Consider the following 22,116-nt stretch of genomic DNA (forward strand, 5'->3'; position numbering starts at 1 on the left):
GAGAGGCGGCTCGACGCGGCCGGGATGGCGCTTCGGCTGCCATGAACGGCGGCACCGTCACCGGGGGCTCGGACGCGTCCGGTGATGCAGAACCGGCCTGGGCGCAGTCCCTCCGCCGCCAGCAGAACAGCCGACACCGGCGCCAGGTCGCGATGCACAGCCTGCAACAGGGTGACCGCAGCGGCGCGTCCGCCACCCCGGACATCAAAGAAAGGAACGCCTGAGCTATGGCCTTCAGACGCGCCGTCCAGCGATACGGACACACGCCGCAACCCCAGACACCCTATGCACGGGCCGGTCAGGTCTGGGATGATCGTATCGGCTCAGCCCGGGTGCAGGCCCGCAACTGGCGGCTGATGGCCTTCTGTTCGCTCGGGCTTGCAATCGGCATGGCGAGCGCCTTCGTCTGGCAGGCTGGTGAAAGCAGGGTCATTCCCTATATAGTCGAGGTCGACAGACTGGGTGAACCCCGGGCTCTGAGCGAGGCGGAAAAGGCGCACAGGCCCACCGACCCGCAGATTGCCTGGCATCTGGCGCGGTTCATCGAAAATGTCCGATCCATCCCGCTCGATCCGGTGCTGATGCGGCGCGACTGGCTTGTTGCATATGATTTCGTGACACCGAGGGGCGCGCAGTTCCTGGGCGAACATGCGCGCGCCAACGATCCGTTCGCCCGTGTCGGCGACGAAAGCGTGTCGGTGCAGGTCACCAGTGTGGTGCGCGCGTCCGACCGCTCCTTCCAGGTCAAATGGACGGAGAGTGTCTACACCCGCGGCAGCCGGACAGGCACGTCTCGGTGGACGGCCATCCTCACCATCGTAGCGCGCGTGCCAGAGACCACCGACACGCTCCGGAAAAATCCGCTCGGCATCTATGTCGATGCCATCGCCTGGAGCCGTGAGCTGGAAGCGGGAGCACCCGCTCAAAGAAGCATACCAAACATTGAGGACAGCCGGGAGGTTCAGCCATGATCCGCATTTCTGTCGCCACGCCGCTACTGTTGGCAGCCCTGCTTTCCGGAGCAACTGCACTCGCATCCGTGCCGGCTGACAACGCTGCTAACGCAGCAAAGGTCATTGCCGTGGCCAATAGGCAGGCCACACTCGGGCCTGCGGCTCAGGACTTCGTGAACGCCGTGCAGATCTATCCCTTCATGGACGGCGCTATCTACCGGGCGGTGACAGCGCCGGAGCGGGTGACGGACATCGCCCTGCAGCCGGGCGAAGCCCTCATCTCGGTTGCCAGTGGCGATACCGTCCGCTGGGTGATCGGTGACACCACGAGCGGCTCCGGGCCAACCCGACGCACGCACGTGCTGGTAAAACCGGTCGGCGCGAGCCTTTCCACCAACCTTGTCATCACGACCGATCGCCGCACCTATCATGTGGCGCTGGCGAGCGTCCCCCAAACCGCAATGACGGCGCTGTCCTGGACCTATTCGCAGGATGCCCTGCTCGCCGTGTCCCGACCGGCAATTACCGCCGACGCTGCAAAGCCGGAGACGTCCCAGAACGGGCTTGAGGTCGAGCGGCTGCAGTTCAACTATCTGCTTACGGGTGACCGGCCCGGCTGGCGGCCGCTCCGCGCCTTCGACGACGGGCGGCAGACCTATATCGAGTTTCCGCCAACGCTGGCGACGGGCGAGGCGCCGCCGCTGTTCCTGATCGGATCGGATGGCGAAGCGCAGCTCGTCAACTACCGCGTCAAAGGCCGCTTCTATGTCGTCGACCGCATCTTCGACATCGCCGAACTCCGGCTCGGCACGAAGAGGCAGCAGGTCGTGCGCATCCAGCGCACCGGCGAGCCGGCCCGGGTCCGGAGCGGGTCATGAGCAGCGATCCGAACGCCGAACTGCCTGAAGCTGTCGCGCCGCCCCGGAAGGAGGATCCGGAGCGCTTCGGACTTCGCGCCCGACCGCCTCGCGCGATCCGGTTCAGGCGCGGCGTCGTTGTTGCCATTGCCGCGAGCACATCGGTTGCCCTGATGGCGATCGCCTGGATTGCGCTGAAGCCGCCCACGTTCGAGCTGGTCGCCGATACTCAGGAGAAAGCGGTTGCTGCGCGACCGCCCGCCGACACACTGGAGGCATTGCCATCGAGCTATGAGGACATCCCGAAGCTCGGACCGCCGCTTCCAGGCGATCTTGGCCGGCCAATTCTGGAGCATCAGCGGGCGAACCCGATGGCGGCAGACGCGTCAGAAGGTGGTGAGATTTCCCGGGCTCCTGATGTGGATCGCAGCCGGCCGGATGCCGGGCACGAGCGCATGGTCGCCGAGCGCAAGGCCGTTCGGGAATCGGGGCTGCTGGTGCCGCTTCGGGACCATGCCAAAGCACCTGCGCCAGCTGTGGCGTCTGTTCCTTCCGAAAACATGCGGTCGGAATCTGTGCCCTCGCCAGGAAGCCGTGCCGGGGAAGGCAAGGCAGCATTTCTCGCCGCCCGCGATGCGGGGGATGATGTAAACGCGCACCCAATGGTTCCTGCCGCATCGCAGGATATCCTGACAGCGGGCAGCGTCATTGCCGGGAGCCTCATCACCGGCGTCAACTCCGACACGCCCGGGCTCGTCATCGCTCAGGTGACGGAGCAGGTCTTCGACAGTCCGACGGGCCGGCGCCTGCTGATCCCCCAGGGCGCCCGCCTCGTTGGGCGTTACGATCATGTCGTCGCGTTCGGGCAGCGGCGCGCGCTCATCGTCTGGCAGCGGATCCTCTGGCCCGACGGCAGTTCCCTGCGGCTCGAGAATGTGCCGGCGGCTGATCCGTCTGGCTATGCGGGTCTGGCGGACAAGGTCGACTTCCACAGCTGGCGTCTTTTGCAGGGCGTGGCGATCTCGACCCTGCTGGGTGTCGGCAGCAACCTCAGCTTCTCAGGCGAAAGCGACCTCGTTCGCGCCATCCGGGAATCCGCCCAGCAGAACGCAGCACGAGCCGGCGACCAGCTGACGTCGCGGAACCTCGATATCCAGCCGACCATCACCATCCGCCCCGGAGCACCCGTCCGGCTGGTCGTCCACCGCGACCTCATTCTCGCCCCCTGGAAGCAGTAGGAGACAAGGCAATGGTGGAACTCAGACTTGCGCGTCTGCCAGACCGGACGCCTATCAAGCTTGGCATCAGCATCCTGCCCGACCTTCATCAGGATCTGCTGGATTATGCTGCGCACTATGCGCGAGCCTACGGGACTGAAGTGCAGGTTGCGGATCTGATCCCGGCCATGCTGGCGAGCTTTATCGAAAGCGACCGCGGATTCCAGCGGGCCCGGAACACACCGTCATGAGCGACCATCATCCCGCATCGCGCGGCGAAACCGGTGCCCCGCTGGAACCGATCAGCGTCAGAATCCGAACGGCCGTGCAGCTGACAGGTATCAGCCGGTCGCGGATCTACGAACTTATCGCAGCCGGCGAAATCGAGGCCATCAAGGTCGGCCGATCGACGCTCATCCCCTATCGCTGCCTAAAAAGGCTGGTTGAGCCACTCTGATAGCAAACCACCCTCCAGTAACCCGCAACCAGGCGCGGATGGTTGAGGTGTTGGAGTCCCACTGAATCAGGTCAGCTACTTCTGAAATGCTGGCGGCCTTGATCCCGATACTCGGCCACTGTGACCGTTCGATCTCATCTTCATGGTGTAATCGAGCGATCTCATTCACAAGGCACGGCTGACCGAGCTGATCCCCGGTGATCAGTTTCCCCTGTCGCTGCGGTAAAAGAGCACGCGACCGGCTGGGACAAGCTGCAACAGGAAATCGAACTCGACGATGTTTGCCGTCAGGACGGTGAAGCCATGCTTGTGCGCCTGCAGGAAAAGCGTAGCGTCAAGCAGCGCTTTCAGTCTGGTGTCGCGGTTATAGCCCTGCAACCGACATAGCATTCCTGCCAGCAGCGCCGCCCGACCCAGAATATCGATATCCGGCGTGAAGATGCGGTGATCCGGCATCGCCCCGATTATCGTGCGAATACCAGATACAACTGCAGGCGTGCGCGGGTCTTCGGGATTGAGGACGCCCAGTGTGTGCGTCAGTTCCTGGATGGCAACGCTGGAGTGTGTGACATGCCGGACATCGACAAGCTGTTCAACAATGGTGGGCGCACGGCCCTGCAGCTGATGAACATAGACGCCCGTGTCGAGAAGGAGAGGTGGGCCCGCAAGATCCTCGGTGCTCGCAAACGGAAGCGCCTCGTCCCGTCGCCTGATCAGCGTTCGGCGTGGGCCTGACCGCGCCCATCGCAGTGCACTGTCAACGTCGAATGCCGGCATTCCTCAGAAGCCGAGATCGAGGTCCGGGTCGACGGTTCCGCGAACAGCCCGGAAACTCTCTGCAAACCGGTCCTCAAGGGCGACGTTCGCCAGGGCGAATTCGATCAGGTCCGTGTCTGTTTTTATGCCCGTTCGCGCTTTGGCCTGCTTCACCAGTTCCGGGCTGACCCGGCCGCCGATCCGACCGTCCTTTCCATGAAGCAGGCCGGAGCGCTCAGCAGCAGCGAGCACTGCTTCCACCTTCGTCTCGTGCACCGTGCCGGATCTTCCCGTCGGAATCCTGCCCTTGATGCTCCTGCCACTCGCGCCAGAGGACTTTCGCTCGAATGCGCTGCTACCCTTTGGAACCACCCGTCCTGTTTCAGCCTGCTTCTTCATATTCATGTCCAACGTTTCACCACTTTGTTGAACATACGCTCTCCACAGGGAATCCTCAAGCAGCTGATAGCTGAGCTGCCGTGAACTGCGGCATGTGTCTTCCCATTGAGACCCGTCCGAAATATATATGCATACTTCGGACACGCGCGCGCCGTTGGCGTTGCAGTGACGCGACATCAGGCGGCCAGCGCCACGGGTTTCAGCCGTTTCAGCATGTCGAGGTGGTCGCTCCACCACTGGATCATGCGCACGCGCTCCTCCCAATAGTCCGCATCGTTGTAGATGCCGCGAATACTGTCCTTGTCCTTATGTGCGAGGTGGCGCTCAATCGCATCCCTGTCCCACATCCGCCGGCCCTCGGCATCGCGGGCCTCGTTCAGGAACGTGCTCCCCATCCGGCGAAAGCCGTGCGCGACAATGTCCGAGCCGCAATAGCCCAGCCGCCGCAGCGCGCCATTGATGGTGTTTTCCGACATCGGCCGCTTCGTGGAGCGAAGGCACGGGAATACATAGCGCCAGGTGCCGCTGAGCGCCTTCGCAGATGTCAGAATCTCAAGCGCCTGATTGGACAGCGGCACGCGGTGCTCGCGGCGCATCTTCATCTTGGGGGCCGGAATGCACCAGACGGCACGTTGTAGGTCGATCTCACTCCATTCCATATGGCGGAGTTCACCAGGCCGCTGAAACAAGTGTGGGGTCAGGCGCAACGCCAGCATGATGGTCGGTTCGCCGGAATAGCCCTCAATGGCGCGCATGAGTTCGCCGACACGCACAGGATCAGTGATCGTCGAGTGATGCCGGACCTTTGGCGTGATAAGCGCACCCCGAAGAACTTCGGCCGGATCCTGCTCTGCGCGCGCCGTCGCCACCGCATACCGGAACACCCGGCTGGAGAACGACCTGAGCCGGCGTGCGGTCTCAAGATGTCCCTTCTTCTCCAGCCGCTTCAGCACGAGCAGTAGTTCTGCCGGTTTGATCTCGCGGATCGGCCGATTGCCAAGCGCCGGCTCCAGCAGTGACAGGAACCAGCGTGCCTTCGTGAGGGTGGCATCGCCCTTGCCCTCTCGTTCCATCTTCTTGATGAACTCACGGGCGATTGGAGCAAAGCTGTTCTCAGCGCTGATTTGGCGCGCGATGGCTTCAAGGCGCTTCACGGCGCTCGGATCGACCCCGTCAGAAATCTGGCGGCGGGCATCTTCGGCACGCCGACGGGCATCCTTCAGGCCCATTTCCGGATAAGTTCCGAGCGACAGCTTCTTTTCGCGGCCAGCAAACAGGTATTTCAGCTTCCAGCTCTTAGCGCCAGATGGCGAAAGAAGCAGAAATAAACCCTTCTCGTCGTACAGTTTACGCTCTCTGACATCTGGTTTGGCAGACCGGATTTTGGCGTCGCTGAGCGGCATTTTGGGGCCTCCTTCACGGCGAAAAGCGCGAGGCCCCAAAAAGGCCCCGGATTCGGCCCCAGATTCGCGTCGGATGGAGGTGGATTTCCATGGACGCCTCTGGCCAGGCCGAGGCATTTTATACCATGTTTTCAGTATGTTTAGAAGTGTCGACGGACCTTGCCGGACGCATCGCTGGTGACCCCTACGGGACTCGAACCCGTGTTTTCGCCGTGAAAGGGCGACGTCCTAGACCGCTAGACGAAGGGGCCGTGCTGGCGGGGAGGCGGCCGATTAGCCGCCATCGCCCTACCCGTCAAGTGCCCTGCGCGCTGTTCGACACACTGATTGGCGCGATGTTCGCCTCCATCGACGCAGCAGGGGTTTGCGCTCAGGCCAGCGCCGCGTCCTCCAGTTGCAGTTGCGCGCGCTGGCGGCCCTGCCATTCGTCCGCCGTCAGCCGCCCGGCCAGATGCACCGTCGCATCTCCGGCGGCCATCAGCATCTGGCCCAGTTCGCCTTCCAGCGCACGAAAGGCGATGCCCTCGACACGCCCGCCGTCCGGCCCGGTGGCGATGAAGCGCAGGTGGGTTTTCGGTTCGCTCCGCCCGACGGGATCGCACCGGATCAGCCTGACCGGCCCGACCGCCACGCGCGGCGAAGGCCAGCCCTGGCCATATGGCCCGCAGGCTTCCAGCGCATTCGCCAGATCGGGCGTCAGGGCGCGCGGGGCCACACACAGGTCGATCGATAGGGTTCTTGCGGCGTCGGCGGCGCTGACGCTTGCCGAAAGCTGATCAGAGAGCCAGTCGGTGAAGCGGTCCAGCCCATCCGGTTCAACCGTCACGCCGCACGCCATCGCATGGCCGCCGCCTTCGCGCAGCAGGCCATGCGCCCTGGCTGCAAGGATCGCCGCCCCCAGATCGACGCCCGGAATCGACCGCCCTGAACCCTTGGCGGTTCCGTCCTCGGCAAGCGCCAGCACCAGCGTGGGGCGATGCAGCCGTTCCTTCACCCGCGCGGCGACGATGCCGACGACGCCCGGATGCCAGCCGGCGCCTGCAACCACCACCACCGGCTTGTCGCGCTGGGCCTCGGCGGCGGCCAGGGCTTCGCGGGTTACGTCGGCCTCGATCGCGCGGCGTTCCAGGTTCAGCCGGTCCAGCTCGGCCGCCAGCAGGCCGGCTTCTGCCGGGTCGTCGGTCGATAGCAACCGCACGCCGAGATCCGCCTCGCCGACGCGTCCGCCAGCGTTGATACGGGGGCCAAGGTGAAAGCCCAGATCATCGGCCCGGGGCGCACGATCGAGCTTTGCCACATCCGCCAGTGCTACCAGCCCCTGCGTCTGCCGCTGCGCCATCCGACGCAACCCAAGCGCCACCAGCGCGCGGTTCAGGCCGACCAGCGGCACGACATCTGCAACGGTGCCAAGCGCCACGATGTCCAGCCAATGCGCGGGATTCGGTTCCGGCAGGGTAGCAAAGGCGCCGCGCCCGCGCAGTTCGCGGTTCAGTGCAACGCCAACCAGAAACGCAAGGCCTGCCGTGCAGAGCGTTGCATGCGCGGCTGCTTCTGGCGCTTCATCCAGCCGGTTCGGGTTCACGATCGCCAGCGCCGGCGGTAACGCAGTCGATGCCTTGTGGTGATCGACGACCGCAAGATCGAGGCCCGCATCGCGCGCGGCTTCCAGTGGCTGGAAGGCCTGGGTACCGCAATCCAGCAGCACGACCAGTTGCGCACCCTGCCGCTGCAATTCCAGCAACGCCGCAGCCGATGGCCCGTAACCTTCAAGGATCCGGTCGGGGATATAGGCCGACACATCGGCACCCAGCGCCCGCAACTGCCGCAGCAGGAAGGCGGCCGACGTTGCGCCATCGACATCATAATCGGCGAACAGCACGATCCGTTCGCGCTTTTCGACAGCATCGGCCAGCCGGGCGGCCAGCCTGTCCATGTCCTTGAACAGCGACGGATCGGGCAGCCAGTCGCGCAGGCTCGGGCGGAGCGTGCGGCCCACGTCTGCCGGCGCGCAACCACGGCTCAGCAGCAGGCGCGCCGCCATTTCATCGACGCCGAGGCGTTCCGCCGCCCCCAGCGGCAGCGGCGCCGTGCGCCAGCGCCAGGCTTTCCGCGTTGCCGAACTCTCGACGTTGAAAACCATATCCGTCATGACTTGCCTGCTGGTTAGTGGCGGCGCTACCCCGTCGCGGGGTGGCGTCGGCTATCCATGGCCCGCTTTGGCAGGGCAAAGCAAATCTGTCTGTTCGCGCAGCGCTGCATGCGGGTATGCGGGTGCGCGATTCCCGCCTTCCCCCGCAAAGAGTGAGATCATGACCGAACGAACGCTGAAGCCCGAGACCCTCGCCCTCCACGCCGGCTGGCGCGCCGATCCGACCACCGGGTCGGTGGCCGTGCCGATCCACCAGACGACTTCGTTCCAGTTCAAGAGCGCGCAGCACGCGGCCGACATGTTCGATCTGAAGGTGCTGGACCCGCATCTCTATACCCGCCTCGGCAACCCGACGACCGACGTGCTGGAGCAGCGGATTGCAGCGCTGGAAGGCGGGCCGGCGGCGCTGGCGGTGTCGTCGGGGCAGGCGGCATCGGCCTTCGCCGTGCAGAACCTTGCGCGCGCGGGCGACAATATCGTCAGCAGCAGCAACCTCTATGGCGGCACCTACAATCTGTTCGCCCACACGCTGAAAAATCTTGGCATCGAAACCCGCTTCGTCGATTCCGATGATCCTTCGGCCTATCTGAACGCGACCGACGCGAATACGCGCGCCTGGTTTGCCGAAACCCTGCCCAACCCGCGGCTGGTGGTGCCGCCGCTGGCGGAAATCGCCGCACTCGGGCGACCGCTGGGCATTCCCCTCATCGTCGACAACACGGCGGCAGCGCACATCGCGCATCCGTTCGAACATGGCGCGGCGATCGTCGTCTACTCGACCACGAAATATATCGGCGGCCACGGTACCTCGATCGGCGGCATGATCGTCGATGGCGGCACGATCGACTGGGAGGCCTTCCCCGAGCGGCAGCCACTGATGAACCTGCCCGACCCCGGCTACCACGGTCTCGTCTGGGGGCGCGACACCAAACCGCTCGGCCCGATCGGCTATATCCTGCGCGCCCGCGCGGTGCTGCTGCGCGACCTCGGCTCGGCCCTGTCGCCGACCAACGCCTTCCAGTTGCTGCAGGGCCTCGAAACCCTGCCGCTAAGGATGCCGCGCCACTGTGAAAACGCGCTGAAGGTGGTCGAGTTCCTGCAACGCCGCACCGACGTGACGGCGGTGATCCACCCCTCGGTGCAGCAGGGCGCTGCCGCCGAAAGGGCGAAGGCCGTGCTGAAGGGCGGGCTGGGCGGATTGCTGGGCTTCGAACTGGCCGGCGGACTGGATGCCGGGCGCCGCTTCATCGACGCACTGAAACTGTTCTATCATGTGGCGAACATCGGTGACGCCCGCAGCCTGGCGATCCACCCCGCCTCGACGACGCACCGGCAACTGACCGCCGAACAGCAGCAGGCCGCCGGGGTAACGCCGGGTTATGTGCGGCTGTCGATCGGGCTTGAGCACATCGACGACATCCTCGCCGATCTGGAACAGGCGCTGGACGCAGCCCGCGCCTAGCGTCTGCCCGGAACCCAACGAACAAGGGGGAGCGGCCGGGCCGCTCCCCCTTTGCAGTTCAGGCCGGCCGTTTTGTCAGGCCGGATCGCCGCGCCGGTCGCCCTTCACCCGGCGGACAGTGCCGCTGCTGGCGCGCATGACGATCGATTCGGTGGTGATGCGACCGTTCTTGTAGCGGCGGACGCCTTCCAGCAGGCTGCCATCGGTCACGCCGGTTGCAGCAAAGATCACGTCGCCGCGCGCCAGATCCTCAAGCCGGTAGATGCGGTCGAAGTCGGTGATGCCGGCCTTGCGGGCCCGCGCCTTCTCGTCTTCGTTGCGGAACACCAGCCGCCCCTCGAACTGGCCGCCGACGCAGCGCAGCGCCGCAGCCGCCAGCACGCCTTCGGGCGCCCCGCCCGAACCCATGTAGATATCGATCGTGGTGTCCGGGTTGGTGACTGCGATCACCCCCGCAACGTCGCCGTCCGGGATCAGGTGGATGCCGCAGCCGATCGAGCGCAGTTCGCGGATCAGCGCCTCGTGCCGGGGCCGATCGAGCACGCAGGCGATGATTTCATGCGGCTGCACGCCCTTGGCCGCCGCCAGCGCCTCGACGTTTTCGGTTGGCGTGCGCGCAAGCGAAACCACGCCATCGGCATAGCCCGGCCCGATGGCAAGCTTGTCCATATAGACGTCCGGCGCGTGCAGCAGGCCGCCTTCTTCTGCGATCGCCAGCACGGCAAGCGCATTGGGGCCTGCCTTGGCGGTGATGGTGGTGCCTTCCAGCGGGTCGAGGGCAATGTCGATGCGTGGCCCGGTTCCCTGCGCCGAACCCACCTTTTCGCCGATGAACAGCATCGGCGCCTCGTCGCGCTCGCCCTCGCCGATGACGACGGTGCCGTCGAACGCCAGCTTGTTCAGCGCGTCGCGCATGGCGGCAACGGCAGCGGCGTCGGCTGCCTTTTCGTCGCCCCGGCCGATCATGCGCGAAGCGCCGATCGCTGCATATTCCGTCACACGGACCATTTCGAGCACGAGGACCCGGTCGAGGACATGGCTGGGGCTGAGTTTCGAGCGATCAATGGTCATGGTCGTTTCCTGTTACGATCAACCGTCATGCGGAAGGATAGGCATGAATAGCGGCGGCGCAGCGGCAGCATCAAGCGCCGCCATCGCCGCCAGCGCCTGCTGCACCGATTGCTCGGGCGTTTCGTGCGTCTGCATCACCACCAGCGCCGTTCCATCGGTGGCGGGCGCCGGCTGGATCAGGCTTTCGATCGAGACGCCGGCATCGCGCAGCGCGGCCGTGATATCGGCCAGCACGCCTGGCCGGTCGGCGACGGTAAGGCGGATATAGGCGTGGCCGTGCCGGGATTCCGGCCCCGCCGGGGCAAGCGTTGCCAGCGAATCCGCAGGCATGGCGAAGGCCGGGCCGTTTTCCCCACGGGCGATGTCGATCAGGTCGGCGGCGACGGCCGATGCGGTCGGCCCTTCGCCCGCACCACGGCCGGTGAACAGCAGGCGGCCGACAAAATTGCCGTCTGCCACCACTGCGTTCAGCGGCCCTTCGACGGCAGCCAGCGGATGCGCGAGTGGCACCAGCACCGGGCGCACGCGCTGCGCCAGCCGGCCATTGTTCACGTCGGCCATGCCGACGAGCCGCACCTTGTAGCCAAGTGCGGCTGCCTGCCGGATGTCGGCAAGCCGGATGTCGCGGATGCCGCAGATTTCGACCGCGTGGAAATCCGGCCGGCAGCCGAATGCGATCGCAGCAAGGATCGCCAGCTTGTGCGCGGCGTCGATGCCGTCGATGTCGAAGCTCGGGTCGGCCTCGGCGTAGCCCAGCCGCTGCGCGTCGGCCAGCACGTCTGCGAACTCCAGCCCCTCTTTTTCCATGCGGGTCAGGATATAGTTGCAGGTGCCGTTCAGGATGCCGGCCACCTGCGACAGCCGGTTGGCGGCCGCGCCTTCGCGCAGCCCCTTGATGACCGGGATCCCGCCGGCAACCGCCGCCTCGAATTTCAGCGGCGTTCCCGCGCGCTCGGCAAGGTCGGCCAATGCAAGGCCGTGGTGGGCGATCATCGCCTTGTTGGCCGTGACGAATGGTTTCCCGGCGGCAAGCGAGGCGCGCGCCAGCGTCAGCGCCGGGCCGTCGGCACCGCCGACCAGTTCCACCACCACATCGACGTCAGCGCGCTGGGCAAGCGCTGCCGCGTCGTCCTCCCACGCAAAGCGCGACAGGTCGATGCCGCGCTCGCGCTCGCGGTCGCGGGCGCTGACGGCGACCACGCGGATCGGTCGCCCGGCACGGCGGGCGATCAGGTCGGCGTTGGCATCAAGCAGGCGGACGACACCGGCACCGACCGTGCCGAGGCCGGCGATACCGACGCGGAGCGCGCCATCTGATGCATGACTGGAACTGGGCATTTCACTGCTCATGAAGGTTGGAACCTGTTCGACACGGCGAAAGGCCATGCCGGAAGTAGGCCAAGGGGGAAAGGCCGCGCCGGGCGCCGGATCGGGAAAAGGCGGCAACGATGCGCCGCCCTTTGCCCGCCTCAGCGTGGGCGTGGCAGGTTCGGGCCGAACGGGCGCGACTGCCCGGCCGGGCGATCACGCCGGGGCATCTGCGCCTGATAGGCAACCAGGCAATGTTCCGCGCAATAGGGAAATCCGGTGCTGACCGGCTGCCCGCAGAAATGGAAATCCGCTTCGTCGGGATGGCCGATCGGCCATTTGCAGATGCGGTCGTTCAGATCGAGCAGCGTGACCTTGGCACCCTTGGCGCGTGGCCGCGCAGCGGCAACCGGCGGCGACACCACTGCAACGGGCGGTGCAGCCGGCGCCGCAACCGGCTTTGGCGCAACCGGCGCGACAACGGGCGGCGGCGCCTCGGCCACCTTCGGCGCAGACGGCCGGACTGTTGCCGCTGCCGGTTCGGCAGGCTGTGGTTTCGCCTTGGCGCGGGCAGCCGGCTTCGGCGGCTTCGCGGACGCCCCTTCGGCCTTGGTGTCAGCGGACTTCAGTGGCGACGGCCGCGACGCAAGGCCCAGCCGGTGCGCCTTGCCGATCACCGCATTGCGGGTCAGGCCTTCGCCCAGCGTTTCGGCGATCTGGCTCGCCGAACGGCCTTCGCCCCAATATTGTTTCAGAAGCGCAATGCGCTCGTCGGTCCAGGCCATTCGTCGTCCGCTCTCTCTTCTGTTCCGTCGCTGCCAATGGCGGCGCTTGCAGGGTGCCCGGTTGCCGGATAGGACAGCCACCCACATGCAAGAGCCGCATTCCGCCCACGCTGCACAACCGCTGCTTCCGCAACCGGGGGCGCCGGTGATCCATGGCATCAACTGGATGGGAATACGCACGCTCTATTTGAAGGAAGTGCGCCGCTTCTTCAAGGTGCAGTTGCAGACCATCTGGGCGCCGGCCGCCACCACGCTGATCTTCCTTGCCATCTTCACCCTCGCGCTGGGGCGCGCCAAGGGCGAAATCATGGGCATGCCCTACTCCACCTTCCTGGCGCCAGGCCTCATCATCATGGGGATGGTGCAGAACGCATTCCAGAACAGCCTGTCGTCGATCCTGATCGGCAAGATGCAGGGCACCATCATCGACGTGCTGATGCCGCCGCTTTCCGCAGGTGAACTGCTGTTCTGCTATGCGGCGGGCGCCGTGACGCGGGCATGGGCGGTGGGTCTGGCGATCTGGGGCGCGATGCTGCTGTGGCCGGGCATCGATGTCAGCATTGCCAATCCGCTGCTGGTGCTGGCCGCCGGAACGCTTGGTGCGCTGCTGCTGGGGCTGATCGGCGTGCTGACCGGCATCTGGGCCGACAAGTTCGAGCATGGCGCCGCAGTCACCAATTTTCTGGTGCAGCCGCTGACCCTGCTTTCCGGCACCTTCTATTCGATCGCCGTGCTGCCGCCCGCCGTGCAGGCGATCAGCCGTGGGAACCCCTTCTATTACATGATCGACGGCTTCCGCGCCGGGTTCACCGGCCTGCCCGAAGCTTCGCCCGCGCTGGGGCTGGCGATCGTCGGCGTGCTTTGCCTGCTGCTGTGGCTGGTTGCGCTTCGCCTGCTGCAGACGGGGTGGAAATTGCGCGCCTGAACCGCTATAGCGCGCAGGGAAACGGCGGCTTTTTCCGGGCCGCCGTTTTCCGTTTTCGGGGTTGCACATCAAAAAATGCCGGCGCGCCCCTGCCGGCCCCACCACACGAGGTTCGCCATGACGATTTCCCCGCTGATGCCAGTCTATCCCCGTTGCGAGGTGGCGCCCGTCCGTGGGGAAGGCGCTTATCTGTTCGACGCGCAGGGCAACAAGTGGCTGGATTTCGCCAGCGGCATCGCCGTCAACCTGCTCGGGCACGGCCATCCGCACCTTACCAGCGCCGTGCAGCAGCAGGCGGCAACGCTGATGCACACGTCGAACCTCTATGGCTCGCCGCAGCAGCTTTCCGTCGCGGAACGTCTGGTCGCCAACACTTTCGCCGATACGGTGTTCTTCACCAACTCGGGCGCCGAAGCAGTAGAATGTGCGATCAAGACGGCGCGCGCCTATCACTATGCCGGCGGCAACCCGGAAAAGTTCCGCCTGATCACCTTTTCCAATGCGTTCCACGGGCGGACGCTCGCCACCATTTCGGCGACCGATCAGGAAAAGCTGCGCAAGGGCTTCGAACCGCTGCCCGACTGGTTCCATGTGGTCCCCTTCAACGACCTCGACGCGGTGAAGGCCGCGATCGATCCGTCGGTCGGCGGCTTCCTGCTGGAACCGATCCAGGGCGAAGGCGGTATCCGCCCGGCAACGCCGGAATTCCTGAAGGGCCTGCGTGCGCTGGCCGACGAACACGACCTGATGCTGGTGCTCGATGAAGTGCAGACCGGCGTCGCCCGCACCGGAACTCTGTTCGCGCACGAACAATATGGCGTCACACCCGACATCATGGCGGTCGCCAAGGGAATCGGCGGCGGCTTCCCCGTGGGCGCCTGCCTCGCAACCGAGCGGGCAGCGCGCGGCATGGTGTTCGGCACCCACGGCTCGACCTATGGCGGCAACCCGCTGGCGATGGCGGCGGTCAATGCCGTCCTCGACATCGTGACCGAACCCGCGTTTCTGGCGCAGGTCCGGCAGACGGCGGAACGGCTGCGTGCCGCACTCGAACAGATGATCCCCAACCACGATCTGTTCGCCGAAGTGCGCGGCATGGGCCTGCTGCTGGGGCTGAAGCTGAACGGCGACAGCCGCGCCTTCATGAGCCACGCCCGCAGCAATCACGGGCTGCTGACGGTGTCCGGCGGCGACAATGTGCTGCGGATCCTGCCGCCGCTGAACATCACCGAAGAACATATCCGCGAATGCGTGGACCGGCTGTCGGCCGCTGCCGCCAGCTTCCCGAACGGCGAGGCCGCCTGATGGCCGCCCGGCAACCGCGTAAACGCCACCTCCTGAACCTGTCCGACCTCGGCCCCGGCGGCCTGCGGCGGGTGCTCGACCATGCCCGCGCCCGCAAGGCCGCGCGCGCAGGGCTGCCGCACGGCGCAGTCGATCATGATGCCCCGCTTGCCGGGCATGTGCTGGCCAGCGTCTTCGAAAAGCCAAGCACCCGTACCCGGCTGTCGTTCGATGTCGCGATGCGGCAACTGGGCGGCGATTCGATCACGCTTGCCGCCGGCGACCTGCAACTGGGCCGTGGCGAAACGATCGAGGATACGGCGCGGGTGTTCTCGGGCTTCGTTGACGCGGTGATGATCCGCGCCAACCGCCACACCGACGTCGAGGCATTCGCCCGCATCGCCGATGCGCCGGTGCTGAACGGCCTGACCGATGTTTCGCACCCGTGCCAGATCGTCGCCGACCTGCTGACGGTCGAGGAAGCGCTGGGCCGCAGCGCCGAGGGCACGGTCTGGGCGTGGATTGGCGACGGCAACAATGTCTGCAACTCGACGATCGAGGCGGCTGGCCTGCTTGGCTTCTCGTTGCGGATCGCCTGCCCCGAGGGTTACGCGCCAGATGCGGGTTTCGTGGCGAAGGCGCGCGAACGCGGCGCCGCGATCGACATCACCACCGAACCGGCGCTGGCCGTTCGTGGCGCGAACGTCGTCGTCACCGACACATGGGTGTCGATGGGCGACACCGACGCCGAAAAGCGCCTGCGCGACTTTCACCCCTATCAGGTGACCGGGGCGCTGATGCAGCAGGCCGCAGCCGACGCGCTGTTCCTGCACTGCCTGCCCGCCCACCGTGGCGAGGAAGTGGAGGCAGGCGTGATCGACGGGCGGCAATCGGTCGTCTGGGCGGAAGCCGCCAACCGCGTGCACGCACAAAAGGCGCTGTTGCTGTGGGCGCTGGGCAAGCTCGGCTGATGCAGGAAGTTTCCGGCGACCGGATGCTGGGTTTCACGCTACCCGGTCGTGGCGCCCGTGGCAGGCTCGTGCGGCTGACCTCGGTGCTGGATGAAATCCTCGGCGCCCATGCCTACCCCGAACCGGTTGCCCGCCTGCTTGGCGAAACGCTGACGCTGACGGCGCTGCTGGGCGCGCTGCTGCGGCCCGAGGATGGGCAGGTGACGCTACAGGCCAAGGGCGAAGGCGGCCCGGTGAAACTGCTGGTGGCCGACTTCTCGGGCTGGGCGCTGCGTGGCTATGCGGCTCTCGATCTCGACCGCCGGTTTGCCGCGAACGACAGCGGCGAACGGGCGCTGGGCGCGATGCTGGGCAAGGGCCATCTGGTGCTGACCCTCGACCAGACTGCCTCTGCCGAACGGTATCAGGGCATCGTCGAGCTGGGCGATCGCTCGTTGCAGGCGGCGGCGCAGAATTATTTTGCCAACTCGGAACAGGTGCCGACCATGGTGCGGCTGGCGGCCCGTAAAACCGAAAGCGGCCATTGGCAGGCAGGCGGTCTGCTGGTGCAGCAACTGGCTCGCGCCGAAGAAGGCGGCATGCGCCTGCATCTGGATGGCGCCAACGCCGACTGGGAGCATGTCGCGACACTTGCCGGAAGCGTGACCGCCGACGAGCTGGCCGACCCTGCGCTGACCGAGGAAGACCTTCTGTGGCGGCTGTTCCACGCCGACGAAGTGCGCGTGCTGCCGGAACAGCGGCTGCACCGTGGCTGCCGCTGTTCCGTCGACCACATCCGCCATGTTCTCGAACAATTCCCCGAACATGAACGTGCGGAAATGCGCGGGCCGGACGGGCGCATCACAGTCGACTGCGAATTCTGTTCCCGGCAGTTCCAGATGCAGATCTGAACCAAGACGCCGGTGCCGCCACTACGGTGCCGCCGCACTGCAGCATTATTCTTTTGCGGCGCACAATTATTTTGCACGCCATTGCAATTTTGCAACAGTCGGAAACTGTTTTCACATACTGTGTCTTTTATGGTGTTGCCTGCCGTGTGGCGCGCAAGCAGTCTTCCTCCCGAGGAAAGAACGGGCTTTGCCCTGGGAGGAAAGATGCTGAACGGACTTCGTTTGTCGTGTGCAGTTTCCGCGCTGCTGGTTTCCACGGTCGCAACACCGGCGATGGCACAGGTATCGGCCGAGGGGCCGGCTCTGGCGGGCGACATCATCGTCACCGCCACACGGCGCGCGCAGCCACTTTCAGACGTTCCGATTGCCGTCAGCGCCATTTCGGCTGAACAACTCGGCAATTCCGGCACCACCGACATCCGCTCGTTGAACCAGCTTGCGCCGTCGCTGCTGGTGTCGGGCGCCAACACCGAGCAGGTATTTTCGGCACGGGTTCGCGGCATCGGCACGGTGGGCGAAAACCCCGGTCTCGAAAGCTCGGTCGCGCTGTTCGTCGATGGCGTCTATCGCAGCCGCACCGGCACCGGTCTGGCCGACCTCGGCGAAGTAGAGCGGATCGAAGTGCTGCGCGGCCCGCAAGGCACGCTGTTCGGGCGCAACGCTTCGGCAGGTCTCGTCAATGTCGTCACCAAAAAGCCCGCGTTCGAGAATTACGGCTATGTGAACGGCACCTACGGCAACTACAATCAGGTCAGGCTGGAAGGCGGCCTCAACTATGAGATCGTGCCCGGCAAGCTGGCGGGCAAGATCGAAGGGCTGTGGAACCGCCGCGACGGCTTTGTCGAAGACGTCGTCTCGGACCGCCGCTTCAACGACCGTAACCGCTGGATGGTGCGCGGCCAGTTGCTCTATGAACCCGACGACAATCTGTCGGTGCGGGTGATCGGCGACTACACGAAACAGCGCGAACATTGCTGCCGCCCCGGCATCGAGACGCCCAGAAGCCTCGTCCGCGACGCGCAGGGCTATGTATCGATCGTGCCGAACACGCTGATGCCGATCCTGCGCGGCCTTGGTTCGCAGATCGTCACCGGCGATCTGTTCAAAACCGCCGTCACACCGGGCCGCAACATGACCGCCAACGTCGATAGCTGGGGCGTGTCGGGCGAAGTCAACTGGAACCTCGATTTTGCCAAGCTGACTTCGATCACCGCCTACCGCGACTTCGAGAACACCTACGGGCTCGATTCCGACTTCAACAACCTCGATATTCTGGCCCGCACCGGCCAGAAAAGCCGGTTCCGCACCTTCAGCCAGGAACTGCGGCTGCAAGGCAACCTGTTCGACGACCGCCTCGACTGGCTGGTCGGTGGATATTACGCCGATGAACGCTATCGTTCCTGGGACGACGACATGCAGTTCGGGGCCGATTCCGAACGCTATGGCGACTGCCTGATCGCAGCCGCGCTAGCGCCGTCCACGGTCAACCCGTCGCTGCCGCGCTGCACCACGCTGCCGGCGGCCGTCTGGCCCGGCTATGCGGGGCTTGCAACGGCGCTTGGGGTGCCGCGCCTGCCCGGCTCCGGCGTCGGGCCGGGTTCCTATTTCCAGCACAACAGCCGCAACTATGCCTTCTTCACCCACAACGTCTTCGACATCATCGAGGACCGCCTCAGCCTGACGCTCGGCGCACGCTACACCAACGAGCGCAAGACGCTGGAATCCGCGTTCAACATGACGAACACGCTGTGCTCGGCGCTGCGCAACATCGGCAGCGTTGCGGCCGCCTATCCGTGCGCCATCAACGCCACGGCAGGCCCCGGCTTCAAGAACGGCGACGCCGGCACCGTGATCTCGGGCAGCAAGTGGACGGGAACCGCAGTCCTCAGCTGGAAACCGGCAGACGGCCTGATGGTCTATGCAAGCTGGGCGCGCGGCTACAAGGCGGGCGGCTACAACCTCGACACCTCCGCCCTCGATATCGTCTGCAACCCAGCCGTCGGAAGCGCCGCACAGCAGGCGGCCTGTGCAGCGCAACTCGCACGGCCGATCAACACCGTCGGCAACGCCCGGCCGGAAGCGGTCGACTTGCAGTTCGGCCCGGAATCGGTCGATTCTTATGAACTGGGCGCAAAATACTCGGTTCCAGGCTTCTCGGCCAACATCGCGCTGTTCCGGCAGGCCTTCTCGAACTACCAGTTGAACACCTACAACGGCGTCAACTTCGAGGTGACCAACGTGCAGGCCTGCCGCGACAGCCTTGGCGGCGCCGACACCGACAATTCCGCCACGACCGGCGCCTGCGCCAAGGATCGCCTGCAACCGGGCGTCATCTCCAAGGGTGTCGAGATCGAGTTCTTCGCCAGCCCGGTGAAGAACGTCGCGATCACCGGCGCCCTCACCTACCTCGACACCAAGTACCAGAAGGATCTGGTCGGCACCGACGGGCGGCCGCTGTCGCCGGTGCTGTTCCAGCTTCCGGGGCGGCAGGTTTCCAACGCCCCGCCGTATGTGGTCACCGGCTCGGTTTCGTGGACGCCCCCCATCGGCGACGGGCTGCGCGGCCTCGTCTACCTCGACTACCGCTTCCAGGACTCGACCAACACCGGCTCCGACCTCGACATGGAAAAGGTGCAGCAGGCCTATATGGTGTTCAACGGCCGTGTCGGCATCTCCAGCGCCGACCGCAAATGGTCGCTCGAACTGTGGGGCCAGAACATCTTCAACAAACACTACCAGCAGGTGGCCGCCGACATGCCGCTGCAAGGTTCGGGAACCTTCCGCGCCGTTGCCGACGGCCGGATCGCGTCGGCGAACCAGTTGTTCGTCATGTTCCCCGGCGAACCACGGACCTTTGGCGTCACCGGGCGGTTCCGCTTCTAGGCGGCCGATCCTGCGGAACAAACGGAAAGGGCGGGGGCGAAAGTCCCCGCCCTTTCCACGTCAGAGGTAGCGGCCGAACCAGCCAAGCATCTCGGCCCATGCCCCGCGGGCGGACGCCTCGTGATAGCTTGGGCGATAGTCGGCAAGAAAGCCATGATCGGCGCCCGGAAACACGCGCAACGCACTGCTGGAATGCGCCGCCGCCAGCGCCGCCTGCATCCGCTCTACGTCAGCCAGCGGAATGCCCCGGTCCAGTTCGCCGTAAAGGCCAAGCACCGGCGCCTGCAGATCGCCGACCAGATCGATCGGATGCCGGGGCTGCAACTGCGATGGCTTGCCAACCAGTTTTCCATACCAGGCGACACCCGCCTTCAGCTTTGGATTATGGGCGGCATAAAGCCATGTGATGCGCCCGCCCCAGCAGAAGCCGGTGATCCCCAGCCGCTTCGCATCGCCGCCGTCGGTTGCGGCAAAGGCAACCGTCGCATCGAGGTCCGCCATCACTTCGGCGTCCGGCACCCTGGCGACGATCGTCTGCACCAGCGTCTGGATATCGGCGACCCGCGTCGGGTCTCCGTATCGCTGATAGAGATCGGGCGCGATCGCATGATAGCCGGCGGCCGCCAGCCGTCGCACAATGTCGCGGATCCATTCGTGCAGGCCGAAAATCTCGTGCACCACCAGAACGACTGGGGCCTTCTTTCTGCCCGCCGGGCGCGCGCGATAGGCCTGCATGGCCAGACCGCCGGGCGCCGGAACGGAAACCATGCCTTCGACCAGCCCCTTGGCCGGCGTGCTGATCGCAGCCGCCGAAACCGGCCGGGCAGCCAGCGCATATCCGGTTGCAGCAACCACGCCCACCAGCGTCGCGCGCCGGTTCACGCCCTGCATCCTCACCCAGTTTTCCGTGTCGGAAAGACGGTCGGCCATATGTTCCTCCGTGGTTGGCGGGCAAAGAAACCGGCATCCGGGCTTCCGCTGGCGCCGCTCGTTGGATAAGGCACGGACGATCTGCTGCTGGCAAGGGGAGACAGCATGAAGTTCGGCACAGCCCAGACCGGCGTCGGTCACTCCGTCGAACGCGTCGAGGACGCGCGCCTGCTGACCGGAAGCGGCCGTTACACCGATGACCTGCAACTGCCCGGCATGGCCTATGGCACCACCCTGCGCTCGCCCTATGGCCATGCGGAAATCCGGTCGATCGACACCACGGCCGCCCGCGCGATGCCGGGCGTGCTGGGTGTCTGGCTGGGCGACGACATCGCCGAATATGGCGTTCTGCCCTGTGAAGTGCCTCTGTCGGCGCCGCACGAAACGCCCCGCCCGCTGCTGGCGCGGGGGCGGGTAAGGTTCGTCGGCGACGGTGTGGCGTTCGTCGTCGCTGAAACCCGCGAGCAGGCGCGGGCCGCCGCCGAGGCGATCAACATCGACTATGCCGAGCTTCCCGCCGTGGCGTCGATCGCGGCTGCAACCGCGCCGGGTGCCGCCCTCGTCTGGCCGGCGGCCGGTTCCAACGTCATATTCAACTGGCAGAACGGCGACTCCAGCGCCGCCGACGCCGCCATCGCATCGGCAGCGCACGTCACCCGGCTCGAGGGCGTGGTGCAGAACCGTGTCGCGCCCAGTTCGATGGAAGTGCGCGCGGCCGTCGGTCAATGGTCGGATGGTGACGGCTACACCCTGCACCTCGGCAGCCAGGGCGTCGCGTCGCTCAGGCAGTCGCTTGCGCGCAGGGTGCTGAACTGCCCGCCCGAGGAACTGCGCCTCGTCACCGGCGACGTCGGCGGCGGCTTCGGGATGAAATGCTTCCTCTATGCCGAATATGCGCTGGTGCTGATCGCCGCCCGCGCCCTCGGCAGGCCCGTCAAGTGGACGGGCGAGCGCGCCGACGCGTTCCAGTCGGATTCGCACGGGCGCGCGGCCGTCTCCAACGCGACACTCGCCCTCGATGCGGCGGGGCATATCCTTGCCCTCAAGGTCGAGACATGGTCCGACCTCGGCGCCTATCAGGCGCAGTTCGGTCCGGCGATCCAGACGATGGCGGGCGGCCGGATCATGGGCGGGGTCTATCGTGTACCGGCGATCCACAACGCCGTGCACGGCGTCATCACCAACACCACGCCGGTCGACGCCTATCGCGGCGCCGGCAAGCCGGAGGCGAACTACCTGATCGAGCGCTGCATCGATCTGGCTGCGGCCGAGCTCGGCATGGATGCGCTGCAGCTTCGCCGCAAGAACATCTTTCGCCATTTTCCGCATCGGACCGCAATGGGGCTGTCCGTCGAGCAGGGCAGCTTCGGCCGCGCGATCGATCTCGCCGTTGCCGCCGCCGCGGGTTTCGAGGCG

General features: G+C 65.8%; 20 protein-coding genes, 1 tRNA gene and 1 pseudogene. 13 read left to right on the forward strand and 9 right to left on the reverse strand.

Annotation, left to right across the window (positions count from 1 at the left end):
* From AC16JP_RS08575 to AC16JP_RS08600, 6 genes and pseudogenes are all read left to right on the forward strand, one after another.
* Nucleotides 1-224: pseudogene (locus AC16JP_RS08575) on the forward strand (P-type conjugative transfer protein TrbL); the annotation flags it as partial.
* 3 nt (nt 225-227) lie between these two features.
* Nucleotides 228-971, forward strand: coding sequence for a conjugal transfer protein TrbF (gene trbF, locus AC16JP_RS08580; RefSeq protein ID WP_484340198.1), 744 nt, complete (start codon nt 228-230; stop codon nt 969-971).
* Complete coding sequence (gene trbG, locus AC16JP_RS08585; protein WP_484340199.1) at nt 968-1,831, forward strand: P-type conjugative transfer protein TrbG; 864 nt, start codon at nt 968-970, stop codon at nt 1,829-1,831. The genes trbF and trbG overlap by 4 nt, the downstream gene beginning before the upstream one ends.
* A complete protein-coding gene (locus AC16JP_RS08590; protein WP_484340200.1) occupies nt 1,828-3,048 on the forward strand; it encodes a TraB/TrbI/VirB10 family type IV secretion system protein in 1,221 nt (406 codons plus the stop codon). Before trbG ends, AC16JP_RS08590 begins: the two co-directional genes overlap by 4 nt.
* 11 nt (nt 3,049-3,059) lie before the next feature.
* Entirely contained in the window at nt 3,060-3,278 is a 219-nt protein-coding gene (locus tag AC16JP_RS08595; RefSeq protein WP_484340201.1) for a DUF2274 domain-containing protein, read from the forward strand.
* The gene (locus AC16JP_RS08600) at nt 3,275-3,484 is read left to right on the forward strand and encodes an excisionase family DNA-binding protein (protein WP_484340202.1); all 210 of its coding nucleotides are present in this window, start codon (nt 3,275-3,277) and stop codon (nt 3,482-3,484) included. Before AC16JP_RS08595 ends, AC16JP_RS08600 begins: the two co-directional genes overlap by 4 nt.
* A 201-nt stretch (nt 3,485-3,685) precedes the next feature.
* On the opposite strand, the gene AC16JP_RS08605 is transcribed toward AC16JP_RS08600, so the two are convergent.
* The 5 genes from AC16JP_RS08605 to recJ all read right to left on the reverse strand — a co-directional run bounded on the left by AC16JP_RS08605 (nt 3,686) and on the right by recJ (nt 8,191).
* The gene (locus AC16JP_RS08605) at nt 3,686-4,261 is read right to left on the reverse strand and encodes a type II toxin-antitoxin system VapC family toxin (RefSeq protein ID WP_484340203.1); all 576 of its coding nucleotides are present in this window, start codon (nt 4,259-4,261) and stop codon (nt 3,686-3,688) included.
* A 3-nt stretch (nt 4,262-4,264) separates the two neighbouring features.
* A complete protein-coding gene (locus AC16JP_RS08610) occupies nt 4,265-4,645 on the reverse strand; it encodes a hypothetical protein (protein ID WP_484340204.1) in 381 nt (126 codons plus the stop codon).
* A 170-nt stretch (nt 4,646-4,815) separates the two neighbouring features.
* Nucleotides 4,816-6,042 (reverse strand): tyrosine-type recombinase/integrase, encoded by a 1,227-nt coding sequence (locus AC16JP_RS08615; protein WP_484340205.1) that lies wholly within the window; start codon nt 6,040-6,042, stop codon nt 4,816-4,818.
* A gap of 175 nt (nt 6,043-6,217) precedes the next feature.
* Nucleotides 6,218-6,293 (reverse strand) — tRNA-Glu (locus tag AC16JP_RS08620).
* A gap of 119 nt (nt 6,294-6,412) precedes the next feature.
* Nucleotides 6,413-8,191: a single-stranded-DNA-specific exonuclease RecJ gene (gene recJ / locus AC16JP_RS08625; protein WP_484340206.1), complete on the reverse strand. Its 1,779-nt coding sequence runs from the start codon at nt 8,189-8,191 to the stop codon at nt 6,413-6,415.
* A gap of 160 nt (nt 8,192-8,351) precedes the next feature.
* On the opposite strand from recJ, the gene AC16JP_RS08630 reads away from it, so the two are divergent.
* A complete protein-coding gene (locus AC16JP_RS08630) occupies nt 8,352-9,653 on the forward strand; it encodes an O-acetylhomoserine aminocarboxypropyltransferase/cysteine synthase family protein (protein WP_484340207.1) in 1,302 nt (433 codons plus the stop codon).
* A 75-nt stretch (nt 9,654-9,728) separates the two neighbouring features.
* Here the strand turns inward: AC16JP_RS08630 and glpX are convergent, their stop codons facing one another.
* The 3 genes from glpX to AC16JP_RS08645 form a co-directional block, all read right to left on the reverse strand.
* Nucleotides 9,729-10,724: a class II fructose-bisphosphatase gene (gene glpX, locus AC16JP_RS08635; RefSeq protein WP_484340208.1), complete on the reverse strand. Its 996-nt coding sequence runs from the start codon at nt 10,722-10,724 to the stop codon at nt 9,729-9,731.
* A gap of 18 nt (nt 10,725-10,742) precedes the next feature.
* On the reverse strand, nt 10,743-12,062 hold the full coding sequence (locus AC16JP_RS08640) for a homoserine dehydrogenase (protein ID WP_484340209.1): 1,320 nt from the start codon (nt 12,060-12,062) through the stop codon (nt 10,743-10,745).
* Nucleotides 12,063-12,193: 131 nt separating this feature from the next.
* Nucleotides 12,194-12,817, reverse strand: coding sequence for a GcrA family cell cycle regulator (locus tag AC16JP_RS08645; RefSeq protein WP_484340210.1), 624 nt, complete (start codon nt 12,815-12,817; stop codon nt 12,194-12,196).
* An 85-nt stretch (nt 12,818-12,902) separates the two neighbouring features.
* Between AC16JP_RS08645 and AC16JP_RS08650 the strand changes: the two genes are divergently transcribed.
* The 5 genes from AC16JP_RS08650 to AC16JP_RS08670 all read left to right on the forward strand — a co-directional run bounded on the left by AC16JP_RS08650 (nt 12,903) and on the right by AC16JP_RS08670 (nt 19,770).
* The gene (locus tag AC16JP_RS08650; protein WP_484340211.1) at nt 12,903-13,742 is read left to right on the forward strand and encodes an ABC transporter permease; all 840 of its coding nucleotides are present in this window, start codon (nt 12,903-12,905) and stop codon (nt 13,740-13,742) included.
* 117 nt (nt 13,743-13,859) lie between these two features.
* On the forward strand, nt 13,860-15,047 hold the full coding sequence (locus AC16JP_RS08655; protein WP_484340212.1) for an acetylornithine transaminase: 1,188 nt from the start codon (nt 13,860-13,862) through the stop codon (nt 15,045-15,047).
* Nucleotides 15,047-15,997 carry an ornithine carbamoyltransferase gene (argF, locus tag AC16JP_RS08660; RefSeq protein ID WP_484340213.1) on the forward strand — a complete coding sequence of 317 codons (951 nt, stop codon included), beginning with the start codon at nt 15,047-15,049 and terminating at the stop codon, nt 15,995-15,997. Before AC16JP_RS08655 ends, argF begins: the two co-directional genes overlap by 1 nt.
* Nucleotides 15,997-16,887 (forward strand): Hsp33 family molecular chaperone HslO, encoded by an 891-nt coding sequence (locus AC16JP_RS08665; RefSeq protein ID WP_484340214.1) that lies wholly within the window; start codon nt 15,997-15,999, stop codon nt 16,885-16,887. Before argF ends, AC16JP_RS08665 begins: the two co-directional genes overlap by 1 nt.
* Before the next feature lie 204 nt (nt 16,888-17,091).
* The gene (locus AC16JP_RS08670) at nt 17,092-19,770 is read left to right on the forward strand and encodes a TonB-dependent receptor (RefSeq protein ID WP_484340215.1); all 2,679 of its coding nucleotides are present in this window, start codon (nt 17,092-17,094) and stop codon (nt 19,768-19,770) included.
* Nucleotides 19,771-19,830: 60 nt separating this feature from the next.
* On the opposite strand, the gene AC16JP_RS08675 is transcribed toward AC16JP_RS08670, so the two are convergent.
* On the reverse strand, nt 19,831-20,700 hold the full coding sequence (locus AC16JP_RS08675; protein ID WP_484340216.1) for a dienelactone hydrolase family protein: 870 nt from the start codon (nt 20,698-20,700) through the stop codon (nt 19,831-19,833).
* A gap of 105 nt (nt 20,701-20,805) precedes the next feature.
* On the opposite strand from AC16JP_RS08675, the gene AC16JP_RS08680 reads away from it, so the two are divergent.
* Nucleotides 20,806-22,116 (forward strand): xanthine dehydrogenase family protein molybdopterin-binding subunit (locus AC16JP_RS08680; RefSeq protein WP_484340217.1); only part of this gene is annotated, 1,311 nt, incomplete at its 3' end.

This window comes from Sandaracinobacteroides sp. (genome assembly GCF_057137845.1).